The sequence below is a fragment of the Enterococcus sp. HMSC072F02 genome, from assembly GCF_001837725.1.
Lineage (GTDB): Bacteria > Bacillota > Bacilli > Lactobacillales > Enterococcaceae > Enterococcus_B > Enterococcus_B lactis.
In genome coordinates this window covers 217,582-233,029 of sequence record NZ_KV833968.1, presented here as the reverse complement: position 1 = coordinate 233,029, position 15,448 = coordinate 217,582, and the positions used below count along the sequence as shown (strand labels likewise).

At 36.1% G+C, this 15,448-nt stretch carries 18 protein-coding genes; 17 read left to right on the top strand and 1 reads right to left on the bottom strand.

All coding sequences use genetic code 11. From position 1 onward, the window contains the following. Window positions 1–41: 41 nt before the first annotated feature. The 4 genes from HMPREF2731_RS11395 (at window position 42) to HMPREF2731_RS11380 (ending at window position 2,967) form a co-directional block, all read left to right on the top strand. Window positions 42–1,319 carry a GHKL domain-containing protein gene (locus HMPREF2731_RS11395; protein ID WP_083325492.1) on the top strand — a complete coding sequence of 426 codons (1,278 nt, stop codon included), beginning with the start codon at window positions 42–44 and terminating at the stop codon, window positions 1,317–1,319. A 7-nt stretch (window positions 1,320–1,326) separates the two neighbouring features. Next, window positions 1,327–2,067, top strand: a complete 741-nt coding sequence (locus HMPREF2731_RS11390; RefSeq protein WP_070873006.1) for a LytR/AlgR family response regulator transcription factor — start codon at window positions 1,327–1,329, stop codon at window positions 2,065–2,067. A gap of 166 nt (window positions 2,068–2,233) precedes the next feature. After that, a complete protein-coding gene (locus HMPREF2731_RS11385; RefSeq protein ID WP_070873004.1) occupies window positions 2,234–2,815 on the top strand; it encodes an accessory gene regulator B family protein in 582 nt (193 codons plus the stop codon). Then, complete coding sequence (locus HMPREF2731_RS11380; RefSeq protein WP_002291297.1) at window positions 2,812–2,967, top strand: cyclic lactone autoinducer peptide; 156 nt, start codon at window positions 2,812–2,814, stop codon at window positions 2,965–2,967. The genes HMPREF2731_RS11385 and HMPREF2731_RS11380 overlap by 4 nt, the downstream gene beginning before the upstream one ends. Window positions 2,968–3,043: 76 nt before the next feature. Here the strand turns inward: HMPREF2731_RS11380 and HMPREF2731_RS15130 are convergent, their stop codons facing one another. Next, complete coding sequence (locus HMPREF2731_RS15130; RefSeq protein ID WP_002291299.1) at window positions 3,044–3,217, bottom strand: hypothetical protein; 174 nt, start codon at window positions 3,215–3,217, stop codon at window positions 3,044–3,046. A 417-nt stretch (window positions 3,218–3,634) separates the two neighbouring features. Between HMPREF2731_RS15130 and amaP the strand changes: the two genes are divergently transcribed. The 13 genes from amaP (at window position 3,635) to HMPREF2731_RS11310 (ending at window position 15,185) form a co-directional block, all read left to right on the top strand. Next, a complete protein-coding gene (gene amaP, locus HMPREF2731_RS11370; protein ID WP_002309174.1) occupies window positions 3,635–4,201 on the top strand; it encodes an alkaline shock response membrane anchor protein AmaP in 567 nt (188 codons plus the stop codon). Window positions 4,202–4,213: 12 nt separating this feature from the next. After that, window positions 4,214–4,402 carry a DUF2273 domain-containing protein gene (locus HMPREF2731_RS11365; protein WP_002290682.1) on the top strand — a complete coding sequence of 63 codons (189 nt, stop codon included), beginning with the start codon at window positions 4,214–4,216 and terminating at the stop codon, window positions 4,400–4,402. A 12-nt stretch (window positions 4,403–4,414) separates the two neighbouring features. Next, a complete protein-coding gene (locus HMPREF2731_RS11360; RefSeq protein WP_002290684.1) occupies window positions 4,415–4,972 on the top strand; it encodes an Asp23/Gls24 family envelope stress response protein in 558 nt (185 codons plus the stop codon). Window positions 4,973–5,003: 31 nt separating this feature from the next. Then, entirely contained in the window at window positions 5,004–5,246 is a 243-nt protein-coding gene (locus tag HMPREF2731_RS11355) for a GlsB/YeaQ/YmgE family stress response membrane protein (RefSeq protein WP_002290686.1), read from the top strand. A gap of 329 nt (window positions 5,247–5,575) precedes the next feature. Beyond that, complete coding sequence (locus HMPREF2731_RS11350; RefSeq protein WP_070873003.1) at window positions 5,576–6,790, top strand: ammonium transporter; 1,215 nt, start codon at window positions 5,576–5,578, stop codon at window positions 6,788–6,790. A 30-nt stretch (window positions 6,791–6,820) separates the two neighbouring features. Further along, on the top strand, window positions 6,821–8,248 hold the full coding sequence (locus HMPREF2731_RS11345) for an amino acid permease (protein ID WP_070873001.1): 1,428 nt from the start codon (window positions 6,821–6,823) through the stop codon (window positions 8,246–8,248). Window positions 8,249–8,270: 22 nt separating this feature from the next. Next, the gene (gene glsA / locus HMPREF2731_RS11340) at window positions 8,271–9,197 is read left to right on the top strand and encodes a glutaminase A (RefSeq protein WP_002309179.1); all 927 of its coding nucleotides are present in this window, start codon (window positions 8,271–8,273) and stop codon (window positions 9,195–9,197) included. Window positions 9,198–9,403: 206 nt separating this feature from the next. Continuing rightward, entirely contained in the window at window positions 9,404–10,864 is a 1,461-nt protein-coding gene (locus HMPREF2731_RS11335; protein ID WP_070872999.1) for a hypothetical protein, read from the top strand. A 232-nt stretch (window positions 10,865–11,096) separates the two neighbouring features. Then, window positions 11,097–12,860, top strand: a complete 1,764-nt coding sequence (locus tag HMPREF2731_RS11330; protein ID WP_047929757.1) for a 1-deoxy-D-xylulose-5-phosphate synthase — start codon at window positions 11,097–11,099, stop codon at window positions 12,858–12,860. Between the two features lie 84 nt (window positions 12,861–12,944). After that, window positions 12,945–13,403 carry an ASCH domain-containing protein gene (locus tag HMPREF2731_RS11325; protein WP_002306654.1) on the top strand — a complete coding sequence of 153 codons (459 nt, stop codon included), beginning with the start codon at window positions 12,945–12,947 and terminating at the stop codon, window positions 13,401–13,403. A 114-nt stretch (window positions 13,404–13,517) separates the two neighbouring features. After that, window positions 13,518–14,201, top strand: a complete 684-nt coding sequence (locus tag HMPREF2731_RS11320; protein WP_070872997.1) for an N-acetylmannosamine-6-phosphate 2-epimerase — start codon at window positions 13,518–13,520, stop codon at window positions 14,199–14,201. A 147-nt stretch (window positions 14,202–14,348) separates the two neighbouring features. Then, entirely contained in the window at window positions 14,349–14,963 is a 615-nt protein-coding gene (locus HMPREF2731_RS11315) for a flavin reductase family protein (protein WP_070872996.1), read from the top strand. A gap of 15 nt (window positions 14,964–14,978) precedes the next feature. Continuing rightward, entirely contained in the window at window positions 14,979–15,185 is a 207-nt protein-coding gene (locus tag HMPREF2731_RS11310; protein ID WP_002309183.1) for a hypothetical protein, read from the top strand. Window positions 15,186–15,448 lie beyond the last annotated feature (263 nt).

The following is a 15,448-nucleotide window of genomic DNA, read 5'->3' as shown; positions in this document are numbered from 1 at the left end:
TATTTTGTTATGTAAAACATGCATAAAGTGAGGTTCTAAAATTGAATATTTTACAGTTAAGTTATTCTCTACTCATATCAGGGCAGCTGATGACGATGTTTGTTGGATTGGGCTATTTGAACAAGAAACTAAGAAATAAAAAGTATGCTTTATTATCAATCTTAGTTATCCTATTAATATCGGTTCTTTATCAATGGATAAATGTAATTGCCACTGGTTTGGTATGGCTAGTCATGTGTGCTCTCGTGATTTATCATGAAGAGACGCTTCAATCAGCTTTATTCTATGCTTCGTTATCTATTATCCTACTTATTTTTTCTAATTATCTGATTTACGTTATCTTAAAATCATTATCTATAATGATGAATGATTTGGGTATATGTTTTTTATCAATTATTTTATATTTATGTTTCGCATTTTATTTAAGGAATCATATATTAAAAAAAGTACCCCTTGAATCGATGGTATATGATATTAGTAAGTATACTGTTATTGCTACGTTTTTGATTTATTTCATTTTTCTTATGATTGAACGCTTTTCAGATTTAGACTGTTTCATGAAGGGTGCTCATGGGATCTTTATGCTGGCATATAGCCTTTTTGCTATTCTTATCAGCTTTTTAGCTGTTTATACAAAAAAGGCAGAATATAAAAGTAAAGAAGAAAAGAATCGAATGGAATATCTTATCGAATATAGTGAGCAAATCGAAAAAAGTTATATGGAAATACGCAAGTTCAAGCACGACTACAAAAACATACTAGTTTCTATGGAAAATTATATCCAAATTAATGATATAGATGGATTGAAACATTTTTTTTACTCCCACATCAAGGAAACTGGAACCCTTTTTGATCAGGAATTATTAGAAATGTCACCGATAAGAAATCTTGAAGCCAAGGAAATAAAAAGCATCGTTTTGAGCAAGTTGTATCTAGCTCATGAAAAAGGAATAGAAATAGACGTAAATGTGCCACAAAAATTGGATTCTTTCCCCGTTCCTTCTATCATGCTAGTTCGGATGCTGGGGATCATACTAGATAATGCAGTTGAAGAATCTTCTATTATAGATAAGCCGAAAATCTTGTTTGCCGGATTGAGACAAGAAGAAGCGATAACCTTTATTATTGCCAATAAATGTCGTTCTGGTATACCTGATTTACATGTATTAAAGAAAAAATCTTATTCATCAAAAGGGAAAGAACGTGGGATTGGTCTAAGCAATCTTGATGAATTAGTTCAGTTGAATAAAAATGTGTACTTAGATACTAAAATCGAAGAAGGACAGTTTATTCAAATACTGACCATTTGGGAGGGTTAGAATCTTTATGTTGAAAATTTTTGTTTGCGAAGATGACGGAACATTTAGATTAAAATTAGCAAAGATGATTCAAAATTATTTAATGATGCAAGATTATGACATCAAATTTCAAATGGATACCTCGGCCCCTGAAGTGTTGCTTTCATATATACGTTCAAATAAAACAGAAGGCATCTATTTTTTAGATATTGACTTAAGTTCCAATATGAACGGAATCAATCTAGCCGCTACGATTAGAGAATACGATCCACTAGCAAAAATTATTTTTGTGACCAGTTACACGGATTTAGCTTATCTCACTTTTTTGTATAAAGTAGAAGCAATGGATTATATTGTGAAGGGGAACGATACACTGCTGCAAGAAAGCGTGACAAAATGTATCGATGTGGCTAACCAAAGATATCTTGATACAATTTTACCTACAAGAGAACAGATTCGTATTAAGAGTGGACCAATCAATACAAAATTGTTCGTAGACGAAATCTTGTTTTTTGAATCCAGTCCTGTTCCTCACAAAGTGATCGTTCATCTTGAAAATCGAATGCTAGAATATAATGGAAAAATCAAAGAGATCGAATCGTTTAGCCCGAGCTTTTACCGTTGCCATCAATCGTTTGTTGTAAATGTGGATAATATTTGTTCCATCGACAAGAAGGAAAGAACGATCCTTATGTCTAACGGAGAAAAGTGTCTTGTTTCCACCCGAAGTTTAAAAAAATTATTGATTGCATTTAGCAAAGGAGCGTGACGAATGTCACGTTCTTTTTTTATAGAATAATTTAGATATAAAGAATATAAGGGCTTTATTAAGAAAGATAACACTGCAGTTATGTAAAAAAAACGCGCACTTTTTACTTTTTAATATATGCATCCTTATTTTTAGTATAATCAAAAGTGAGAAAGGGGTGAACGATATGCCAAATGAATATCTGTCTCTTGAAGAGAAGCTGTCAAGCAAGATGAGCAGAAAACTCGGAGAGAAATATAGGTTAACAGAACTGGAGGAAGCAAAAGTCAACTATGGATTAGCGATCCTGTTCATTAATCTTTTCAAGTTCATGCTTATTTACGTATCAGCGTTTTTCTTACATAGCATTCTTGCTGTGATCACCACTCATTTGTCTTTTATTGCTGTACGAAGATATGCAAAAGGATATCATGCAAGCCGAAGCATGGCCTGCACGCTCTATAGTATGGGATTATTGGTGGCGCTACCTGTTTTGGCTAATCATTACAATTTGGAACTTACACGCTACGAATATTTCATCGGAGCAGCTATTCTTAGTATGGTTTTAGGAATCATTGGTTCCTTTATCGCACAAGACCAACAAAAAAGAAGAAGCGTAAGAAACAAACTAGTTATAATAGGAATAAGCCTCACGCTGATAGGTTCAGTGATTCCAGCAAATGATTCAAGAGTCATGATATTACTGGGTATGTTGACCGCAATCTTACTTGTATTCATTCCAAAAAAAGAAAGGAAGATCATCAAATGAAACACACACAAACTAAATTTAGTCTCTCACATGCAATCACAACAATTGCTATCAGCGTTGCCGAAAAGGCTGTAATAAGCGGAAGTACCTGTATTGGTTTAGTTTATGAACCAAAAGTACCAGAAGCATTAAAAAAAGAAGTAGAAAAATAAGTAAAAATAAAATGGATTACCGAATAAAAAGTACCGTAAGTCCTAAAAACTGTGCCAACAGATCGTTGACACAGTTTTATTTTTTTCGATAGTTTTGTAACAAAAATACAAAGATGAAAAAGAATAAAGATTCCCATAGAGTAGTAGTCCAACTGAATTCTTTACTGATACCAAATACCATATTTCCAAGATTCGATACAATCAAATAGCCAATCGTTATGATCAATGAATAATACAATCTTTTCATCATAGGACATACCTCGTTTTTCTTTATAAGAATAGTATAAACCAAAGAAGAGAATAAGAAAAATGATAATAGAAAAATAAAGTAAAAACGCAATAAAGTAACTTAAGTTATTTTATTGCGTTTTTTTCTTCACTGAAAAATTTTAACAAATAAATAGAATTTTGTAATAATAACTGAGCATAATCTTTGCAATTTTTAATCTTGAATAATATCCTTTAAGTATAGCCAGCAATCAAAAAGAAATAGAGAATAAGTGAGTAGTTGTTATTTCAGTATCAGAATGACAATAAAATGCCGTTATAATCCAATATCGTTTGGTAGCGATTTATTTATTGGTGCTAAACTAACTGTTCGCTCTCTATACTGTGATTGTCGGTAGAGTTATTTACAGGGTAAAAATAAGTTTATAGGAGGTGGAAAATGAATAAGGGGTTAAAAATAACCGGTGTTATCATGAGTTTGCTACTACTTTCAGTGTTTCTAGCAATTGCGTTAATTAATGCGCCGTATATTATGCCTGAACAATTGGAACGATTTCGCTTCTTTACCTTAACGAATTACTACATGCAACAATATATTTTCTGGGCAGCTGTAGTATTTGCCGTTCTTGCTATTATCATCTTGCTAGTCGTTCTTTTCTATCCAAAATCAAGAGGAACTTTCGTTATGAAACGGGAAGATGGCAAATTGACGATCGACAAAAAAGCGATCGAAGGGCTGGTACGTTCCCATTTACACGAAGAAGAGTTCATTCATTCACCTAAAGTACGGATACGTTCAACGAAAAATCGAATCCATATCCATGTCAACGGAGACTTGAAGCGAACTTCTTCATTAGTAGGGAAAACAGGTGTACTGATGCAAGACATCGAAGAAGAAGTGACTAGAGTACTTGGAACAAAAGAAACAGTCAAAGTGGCAGTCACATACAGCGGTTATGAAGAACAAGAAGATACAAGAGACTACAAGCACTCTCGAGTGGAATAGGAGGGCCAAATAATGAAAGAACTATTTTCAGCATACAAGCTCCCTATTATCTTTGGGGGTCTTGGACTACTGCTAGCTGTTTTATGGTTAACAATTGGATTTTTCAAAACATTGTTGATCATCATTATGACAGCAATTGGCGCAGGAATCGGATTTTATTTGAAACAGACAGGAATAGTGGATCAATTTTTTAAATCATAGGAGGAAACAAAGATGGAAAACAAAAACATGAACACAACAAATGGATCAGTTTTGGCAAATGAAAAAGGGGAAAACCGCATGATGAATGGTGAATTGACTTATGAAGACAAAGTTATCCAAAAAATCATCGGCTATGCATTGAAAGATGTAGACGGTCTATTGACATTAGATGGCGGATTCTTCTCAAATATGGCTGAAAAATTAGTCAACACAGATAATGTAACAGCAGGTATCAATACAGAAGTAGGAAAGAAACAAGTAGCTGTGGATTTAGATGTGATTGTAGAATACGGTAAAGACATCGAAGACATCTACAACCAAATTAAAGAATTGATCAGTACTGAAGTAAACAATATGACACATTTAGATGTTATCGAAGTAAATGTGAATGTTGCAGACATCAAAACACAAGAAGAATACCAAAAAGATCAAGAAACAGTACAAGACAAAGTAACAGAAGCAGCAAAATCAACAGGACAATTTGCTTCACGCCAAACAGATAAGGCAAAAGCTGCTGTAGGCAAAGGTGCACAAAAAGTCAAAGAAAATAACGAACCACGTGTACAATAAGAAGTAAAAAGTCAGTTAGGAGGAATTTAAAATGGGATTTATTTGGGCATTAATCGTCGGAGGTATCATCGGAGCAATTGCAGGAGCAATCACGAATAAAGGATCATCAATGGGAATCATCGCAAACATCATTGCTGGTTTAGTAGGTTCAGCCATTGGACAAGCTTTATTAGGAACTTGGGGACCAACAATTGCAGGAATGGCTATCATTCCATCATTGATTGGTGCAATCATTTTAGTATTAGTCGTTTCATTCTTTGCACGTAAATTATAAGCAAATTGAAGAAAAACTTATGTTGAAATGAAGAACACATTTGAGAACCGCAGCGAAACTTGCTGCGGTTCTTTTTTATATGAAGTATTCTTTATTCCTTATGAAAAAATAGCTTGAAAAATAAAAAAAGACGAAAATAAACGGTTTTCTATAAAAGAAAATCGTTTATTTTTTTGTCTTTATTTGGTCAAAACGATAAAAAAGCACAGCACACCAAGCTTTTATTGATTGTCTGTCTTTTATAAATACAAGAATGTATTTATAAAAACAGAAGAAAAATACAAGTAGATTTTTTTTTATACTCGCAAACGTAGAAAGGAGGCGAAAAAATGAATACATTACCTATCAATACAGGAGATACAGCATTCATGATTTTATGTACAGCAATGGTTTGCTTGATGACTCCTGGTTTAGCATTTTTTTACGGCGGACTGGCACGAAAGAATAATATACTGACGATCATGACTCAATCTTTTCTCTCAGTTGGGATAACAACGATCATGTGGATATTCGGTGGATTCGGATTGGCATTTGGACGAGATATTGGCGGTATGATTGGAAATCCGGCAGATTTCTTTTTGATGAGACATGTTACAAGCTTTCCCAACATGTTCCATGGAGCGACGATCCCATTTTTGATGTTCTTTCTTTATCAACTGATGTTTATCGTGATTACTGTTCCTTTGATGACAGGAGCTTTTGCAGGGAGACTGAATTTAAAAGGCTATATTATCCTTGTTGTTTGTTGGAACCTGCTGATTTACTTCCCTGTTTGCCATTGGATATGGGGCGGCGGATTTTTGGATCAGATGGGATTTAGAGATTTCGCTGGCGGAGCAGTCATCCACACGACAGCTGGATTCGGTTCATTGGCATGCATCCTCACACTTGGACAGAGGAAGATTCCTATGGGCGAAAGAAACCAGCATAGCAGTCTTATGGCAGCTGCTATCGGTACAGGTCTACTTTGGTTTGGCTGGTTCGGTTTCAACTCTGGTGGTGCACTTCGAGCAGATGATCAAGCAGTCAATGCATTTGGTTCAACATTCATCGCTCTTGCATTTGCGATGGTTACTTGGTTGATTATTGCAAAAGTAAAAGGAAATGGCTTTGATTTTGTCGACGTACTAACAGGATCCGTTGCTGGATTGGCAGCCATTACGCCTTGTGCTGGTTATGTAGAAGCAAAAAGTGCTATGTTGATCGGAATCATTGCTGGAATCGTCTGTCATGCTGCTGTTGATTTTCGTAAAAAGAAACAATGGGACGATGCACTTGATGTGTGGGGCGTCCATGGAATGGGCGGATTCACAGGGACGATTCTGATCGGAATTTTTGCATCTAACAGCCATTTATTAACAAATCCAAGCAGCTGGTACTTCTTAGGAATCCAAGTGATTGGTGTCATCATTACTGCCGTGTATGCCTATGTGCTAACAACAGCGATTCTAAAATCAGCCATGCATTTCACAACGATCACTACTACAAAAGAAGAGCAGGAAGAAGGATTAGACTTTTTCTTCTTTGGTAACAAACGCAATTGAAACAAAATCAAATAGAAAAGAGGAAGATTCATGCAACAAAGCAAAACGAAAATTCCTGCAAAAAAATTAACGTTCTTCGGCTTTTTAGCCATGACGATCTCAATGGTCGTTTCACTATATGAATATCCCACATTTGCGACCTCTGGCTTCAGTTTAGTATTTTTCTTGTTATTAGGCGGTTTGCTATGGTTTATCCCTGTGGCATTGTGTGCAGCAGAGATGGCAACGGTGAAAGGCTGGGAAAAAGGCGGTGTCTATACTTGGGTCAGTCGGACATTGGGAAAACGATTTGGATTTGCCGCTATCTTTTTCCAATGGTTTGAGATAACTGTTGGTTACTTGACTATGCTGTATTTCTTAACTGGTGCATTATCCTATGCAACGGGAATCGACGCTATACAAAACAATAAATTTCTGAAATTGGCCATCTTATTGATTATTTTCTGGGCTATTTTGCTCTCTCAGCTAAAAGGAACCAAATACACTTCTTTAATTGCTCGAATCGGTTTTGTAGCTGGGATCTTATTGCCTGCATTATTCTTGTTTGGCTTAGGGATCCACTATGTCTCTTCAGGTGCTCCACTACAAACGACACTTTCTATGAAAACATTGATTCCTGATTTTTCAAAATTACCTACGCTGGTTGTTTTTGTTTCCTTTATTTTAGCGTATATGGGAGTAGAAACATCTGCTAGTCATGCAAATGAAATGGAAAACCCTAAAAAGGATTATCCATTAGCAATGTTTGTATTGGTCATTCTGGCCATCATTTTAGACACTTTTGGCGGATTGACTGTGGCTACTACAGTCCCTCAACAGGGTTTGTCTCTTAATACAGGAGTGATCCAATCGTTAGAATTTTTATTAAGACACATTGATCCAAGTCTTGCATGGGTTGCGAAAATCCTTGCGATCCTTGTTTGTTTAGGTGTCATCGGAGAAATAGCTTCTTGGGTAACTTCTCCTTCAAAAGCACTTCACGTAGCGGCAGAAGAAGGATTACTTCCTGAATATTTTGCGAAAGAAAATGCACATGGTGTTCCTGCGCATTTGATGATTGCAAATGGGATTGTTGCGACAATCTGGGCAGCCGTCTTTACATTAAGTGGCGGGGGGAATAATCTTTCGTTTCTTGCAGCAATGTCATTGACTGTTGTGATTTACCTAATGTTGTACTTTATGTTTTTCGCGGGCTATTTGAAGTTAGTATTTAAAGATGAAAGTCTTGAAAGAGCCTATCAGGTTCCAGGCGGAAAAGTTGTAAAAGTAATCGTTGCTTGTTTAGGTCTTTTGACTTCACTTTTTGCTTTTTGTATCTCATTTGTTCCACCTGCAAGTATCGCAGCTGGACAGCATGGGATTTATGAAACGATTCTGATCGTTTCTTATCTTATCGTCTTAGTTATTCCATTTACGATCTATGCATGCCGTCATAAATTCCAGCATGCAGAAAAATAAAAAATGAAAGCTGGTTATTCAAATGGAAGGAAAAGAATTAGAACAATTGATTGGAAAAAATTTCCACTACTATCAAACGGGACAAGTGGCAGACTACATTCCAGCATTAGCTGAAGTGGATCCAAAACAATTAGGTATGGCGATTTATGATCTTGATACAAAACAACTGATCGAGGGAGGAGATGCCGATGTACGTTTTGCCATCGAAAGCATGTCAAAAGTTCCCGTATTGTTATTAGCAATCAAAGATAACGGAATTGAAAAAGTCTTTCAAACAATCAACACAGAACCCACCGGATTTGCTTTCAATTCTATCATGAATATGGAGATCAATCATCGCAAACATCCGATGAACCCTTTTGTTAATGCAGGAGCGATTGCAACAACCTCTTTGATTGCGGGAAAAGATGCAGATGAAAAATTTGAACGGATCATATCATTTATGAAAGAAATCTGTGATGATCCTGATATCACATTGAATGAAGAAATCTATCATTCTGAATCAAGAACAGGTGATATCAATCGCTCTCTTGCTTATTACATGAAAGGCAATCAAATGATCGAAGGAGACGTTCCAGAGATACTCGATGCCTATTTCAGACAATGTTCCGTCAATGTCACCGCTACAGGTATAGCAAAATTAGCTGCTGTATTGGCAAATAAAGGGATCGCTCCTTGGAATGGCAACCGGCTCATTACTGAAGAAAGTGCAACGATCGTCAAATCGATTATGACAACTGCCGGTTTGTATGATGAATCAGGCGAGTTTTCCGTCCATGTTGGTGTACCTGCCAAAAGCGGGGTAGGTGGCGGCTTGATGGCAGCTGTGCCAAATCGTTACGGTATAGGCGTCTTCAGTCCAGCATTAGATCCATTCGGTAACAGTGCAGCTGGCATCCAATTACTGAAGGACGTAGTCAAAGAACTAGATGCTGATATCTTCGAATAACCTTTCTTGAAAGTGGCTGGGGTAAAAGTCCAAGCGATGCCAAGTTATCTAAACGATAGCTGGGATTGTAAGCTTGATCGACTTTTGTTCCGGCTTCTTTTTTATTGGTTTTTGAAAGGGGTTTTCTAAACAAAAAGTAAATAAAAAAGCGATTCGTGGATATGTTTAAATAAAACTATAAGAAAAACTGGAGGCGTGTATCAGGAATGCTGGAAAAATACATCGAGCGAAATATATTTAGGAAAGTGTATCTATGCGAACAATTATTTGAATTCCAAGAAATAGATATCGAACAAACAGCTATTTCACTAGGGGTGACCACACCGACGATCCTTCATGATCTAGAAAGTCTAGCCGAGTGTTTGGAATATTGCATAAAAGAAAAAATAAGAGAGAAGCATAAGTACAAACTTATATTTAAACGTGGGATCGCTCTTTCTGAGCTTACGCAATTTTTGTATGGTCAATCTTATTTTTTAAAGTTTTTAAGTTATTATTTCAAGGGCATATTCACGAGTACAGAACTGGCTGATCTTGAATTTATTTCTTTGAGCAAAGTATATACGATCAAAAAGAGCGTCTTGGATTTTTTCAAAGAAAATGATTATTTGAAAAATAAAGAAATCATTATTCCAGAATTTGATTCGCGGAATATTCTGCTAGCTTTAGTACGTTATATCAATTGGGAAGGATATGAGAGTAAAAATCCACATGTAGAAGAAGCTTGTAACGAGCTGATCGATTATGTAGAGACTCATTTTTTTAAAAGGAGATATTCGGAAGATGAAAAGTCCTTTATCTTACGGGGAATAGAGATTGCAATTGGAAGAAAGACGTTTCCCCTTGAACTGAAAGAAGAAGATAAGAAAAGTGCGGAGACGAAGCCATTATTTCAATTAGTCTGTCAAGGATTGGAAGAGCAAAAAGGGATGTTACACTTACAGAAAGAAGATATCTATTATATTTTCTCTTTGTTCAATAGCAGAAATTATACCAATGAGAACATGGAGCTGTTAAGAAAAGATTTCGAAGTTGTGTATAAAAATTTTGTTCTCAATGACCTGTCACTCAATGAATTGATTTTACAGATTCTCCCAGTTGCTGAAATCGACGATGCAGACAATTTTATTTTTAAGCAATCCTTTTTACAATTTGTCCGTACGTTGTGGGCAGACGGTCAAGTATTTTTACCGGAACGAATCTATCTACTGTCAGAAAAAGAACAGCTTCTATACAGAAAAATAGTAGAAGTGCTAGACGATTGGAAAAAGAAAAACCAAATTCATCTAAGATGGAATGATAATTTCATCCGAAAATTTGTTAAGAGTCTTTCTTTGATTACCAGAGAACAGATGATACAGCAAGAGATAGAAATATTTGTTGTTTCAGAAAGTTCAGTCAAACAATTTTTTTATCGAACTCAATTTCATTTGTATGCTGAAGAAGATATGGCTGAAATAAACCCCATTCTATTTCGTTCTTTAGAAGAATTACCTGATGAATGTTTGTGTTCAAAAAAACGAGTGGTTTTATGCGATGCTGCTAGCTATCAAACTGGTTTGGAAACGGAAAAAACAAAGGTCTATCCTATCTCGTTAAAAGGCGCAAACATCCTTTTGTATCGTATTGCTCAAGAGCTTCATTTATTAAAAAAACATATTTCTTGAGGAAATCTTAAAGCAAGACAAAAATCAACTTTCTACAGAGCTTTTTAAAAGACTGTAGAAGTTTTTTTATTTGTGATCTGTTTTGTGCGAAGAACTACTTATATAACAAACTTTCTCTGAATTTTTTTAAAAATACTATTGACTTAGAGTCAACTCTAAGGAGTAGAATAGATAAAGTGTTACAAATCTATTTTCAACTAAAAAGAAGATAGTACGGAGGAGAGAATGTATAATGAGTACAGCATTACATGTATTGGATACAATCAATAGTCCAGCAGATGTCAAAAAGTTATCTGTTGAGGAAATGAAACAGCTGGCAGAAGAAATGCGCCAAAAGATCTTGCAAAAGGACAGCGATGTAGGTGGGCACGTTGGTCCGAATCTAGGTGTAGTCGAATTAACGATCGCTTTTCATTATGTATTTGATTCACCTAAGGATAAAATCGTATGGGATGTTTCCCATCAATCTTATGGTCATAAGCTGCTAACTGGTCGGAAAAATGGCTTTGAAAAAGGACATTACCATGAAGTAAGCGGGTATTCCAATCAACACGAAAGTGAACATGATTATTTTACAGTGGGTCACACATCTACATCTATCAGCTTAGCTACTGGGTTGGCTAAATCCAGAGATTTGAAGAAAGAATCAGGAAATGTGGTAGCATTTATTGGAGATGGCTCACTAAGTGGCGGCTTAGCTTTTGAAGGGCTGAACAACGGCGGCGCTTTACAGACCAATTTAATCGTATTAGTAAACGATAATGAGATGTCTATTGATGAGAACCACGGTAGCTTATATCAGAACTTAGCAGAGCTTCGTCAAACTCACGGTGAAAGCAGTAATAACCTATTTAAAGCTATGGGATTTGATTATCGCTATGTGGATGATGGAAACGACCTAGAAACGGTGATCCGTTTATTTGAAGAAGTAAAAGATATTGATCATCCAATCGTACTTCACGTACATACGGAAAAAGGCCGCGGTTATCAGCCAGCGATCGATAATAAAATGAAATATCATTGGCACGTCCCATTTGATCTGTCTACAGGAGAAGCAAAACAGGCAGCTTCTGGAGAAACATTCAATACGATCATCATGGATTATCTGGATAAAAAAGTGCAAACAAGTACAGCACCTATTGCCGCTGTCAATGCAGCAATACCAGGCGCCTTTGGACTGAAAACATTCCAAGAAAAACATCCAGATCATTATTTTGATGTGGGGATCGCCGAGCAGCATTCCATTACGTTTGCTTCTGCTTTGGCTTCTCAGGGAGTACGTCCAGTCGTCTTCCAATCAAGTACTTTCCTGCAACGGGCATATGATCAATTATCACATGATTTAGCAATCAACGAGAATCCAGTCATCATTTTAGTTGGTGGCGGAACGATCTCTGCTAGTGATCGAACACACCAAGGAACGTTTGACATTCCTTATTTATCAAGTATCCCGAATATCAAATATCTTGCTCCAGCAACAAAAGAAGATATGATCTCTATGCTAGATTGGGCTTTTGAGCAAACAGCACAGCCTGTAGCTATTCGAATCCCTACTCATGGTGTGGAACATGGTAAAGCTATCGCAAATGATTACAGTATTCCAGCCTATCAGACAGTGAATAAAGGCGAAAAAGTGGCAATTTTAGCTTTAGGTGGTTTTCTTGGACTAGGAAAAGAAACAGTGGAAGCTTTTAGAGAAAAAGGAATCGAAGCAACATTGATCAATCCAGGAACAATCACAGAAAATGATGTAGAAACATTAGATAAATTAAAAGAAGCCCATGAATTAGTCATCACATTAGAAGATGGTAGTTTATCAGGCGGATTTGGTGAAAAAATCAGTCGTTATTATGGCGATTCTTCAATGCATGTGCTGAATTTCGGTGCAAAGAAAGAATTCACAGATAGTGTTCCAACAGTTAAACTTTATGAACGTTATCATTTGACACCAAGCCAAATCGTTGAGGATAGTCTACGTGTCTTAAATATTCAATAATCCATCGTATTTTCCATCCAGATAATCGTTTATACTAGTATCTGGATGGTTTTTATTATACGAAACAAAGGAGTAGATGCTATTATGTATCAAAAAGTAGAAGAATATTTCAAAAAGTTTCAAGAAAAATATCCTAGGTATCAATCAGAAGAACTAAGCTTTTTTTCATTTGGGAATACAGAAGAAATGGCAGATGAATTGAGTGAGTTAGTTGTAAAAAAAATAAAAACCGGTACATCAAGTGGATATGATCTATATAAAAAAGAGAAGGAACCTTTACCAAAAGTGGGTCAGTTAGATGTGGTTCTGAATGGAAAAAATGAACCAGTTTGTATCATCAAAAATATAAATGTGACTATCTTGCCTTTTAGTGAAATCACGGAAGAACATGCTTGGAAAGAAGGAGAAGGAGATCGAACGTTAGCCTATTGGCGGAAAGTCCATACTGACTTTTTCAAGCATGTCTACAAAGAAGCACTGAACATGGCATTTACAGAAGAGAAGCTAATCGTATATGAAGAGTTTGAAGTAATTTTCTTTTAGCAAGAAAGGCTTGCTAAAAGAAAAAGGATAGCTACTTTATTGACTCTTAGATAGAAAAGGGTTACATTTTTATAAGAAGATGTATTTCTAGAGAACGTCATTGGAGGAGATAGTGTGGATGTACTGGAAAAAATAAAAGGTGGGGTTGTCGTTTCTTGTCAAGCTTTGGAAAATGAGCCATTACACAGTTCTTTTATCATGGGGAGAATGGCTTTGGCTGCAAAAGAAGGCGGAGCAGTTGGTATTCGCGCAAATACAACAGAAGATATCAATGAAATCAAGCGAATCGTTGATTTGCCGGTAATAGGGATTATCAAAAGAGATTACGATGGATCAGAAGTATTTATTACTGCGACAGAAAAAGAAGTGAAAGAACTTTTGGAGACGCAAGCTGAGATCATTGCACTGGATGCAACTTCTCGTAAACGTCCGACAGAAAAAACAACAGCTGAGCTTGTCCAAATGATCCACGATCACGGTCGATTAGCCATGGCAGATGTTTCGACTTTTGTGGAAGCGCTTCAAGCGCAAGAAGATGGTTTTGATCTTTTGTCTACGACATTAGCAGGATATACAGAATATTCTCGAAAAACACAGGAGCCTGATTTTGATTTGTTGAATCAGATCATAGAACAAGTCAATATACCAGTAGTCATGGAAGGCCATACTGACTCTCCAGAACACGTAGAGAAAGCCTATGAATTAGGTGCTTTTTCAGTCGTGATTGGATCTATCATCACCCGTCCACAATTCATCACTAAAAGATATGTCGAAGCCGCGAATAAAGCAAAGAACTAAAAAACACGTACGGCACAGATTCTTGACAAAAAAGAAAAATTAATAGATAGTTTAAAGCAGATTCTAAGAAGAAGAGGAAAGCGTTGCTTTTCCTTTTGTCTTCGCAGATCTGCTTTTTAGCGTATTTTATAGAAAGAAGGCGAGACCATGTTTGAACGAAGTCCTTCAGAATTGACAGAACGTGAAAATTACAAGTTGCTGATTGGTTCAGTTATCCCTAGGCCGGTTGCAGTAGTAACGACTAAATCCGTAAATGATATAGTGAATATAGCACCCTTCAGTTACTTTAATATTGTCAGTTCGAATCCACCTATCTTATCCTTGGCGATCCAGAGAAAACAAGATACAGTAAAAGACACAGCAAAAAACATTCTTGAGACAAGAGAAGCGGTCATCCATATCCTTGATGAGGACAACGTAGAAGAAGCAAATAAAACAGCTGCTAATCTGCCTAATGAGGAAAGCGAACTACACTTGACTGAATTGACTTTAACGGATTCAGCAATCATTTCAGTACCAGCATTGACAGAAGCAAAAGTTCGTTTTGAGACAACCTTATATGAACATGTCGAGATACGGAATAAAAAAAAAGTAACAGCTGATTTATTTTTGCTAGAAGTACAGAAATATCATTTGAATGAAACAGTTTATGATGAAAAGACGGGAAGAATCGATCCAAGAGAATTGAATGCTATAAGCCGTTTGGCAGGAAATGATTATGCAGCAATAGGAGAAATTTTCACGATCGCACGTCCCCAATAAGAAGGAGTAATAGTTATGTTAAAAATAAGTTATAAACCATCAGCAGATTCAAAAGAAATGGGAAAAGAATACGAGACAGTGAATGATTTTCTGCAAGGGCAGTATTTAGAAGTTCCGCCATTACAAGATCATTTTGTCGTCACCAAAGTTACTTTAGACGGCAAAGAAATAGGATTAACAGACCACACGATTAGCGGGTTATTCAATTACTTAAACAAATAAACATTTATTCCGAAAAGTGAAAATCATATAAAAAAACACTAAAAATAAAAAGATTATCAAGGAATCCTAGCACAATTGAACGAAACTGCGCTGGGATTTTTTTACGTTATTTGTTATTTTTTCCTAAAAAATATTAAAGATTGTTAAATTTCACTATTTCATTTCAAATTTCATTGCCTATTCATTAGGAAAAGTCTATCATGGACTCGTAAATAGAATATAGTAATAACCTTGTTAGGTGAGGCTCCTATACAAACATAGGC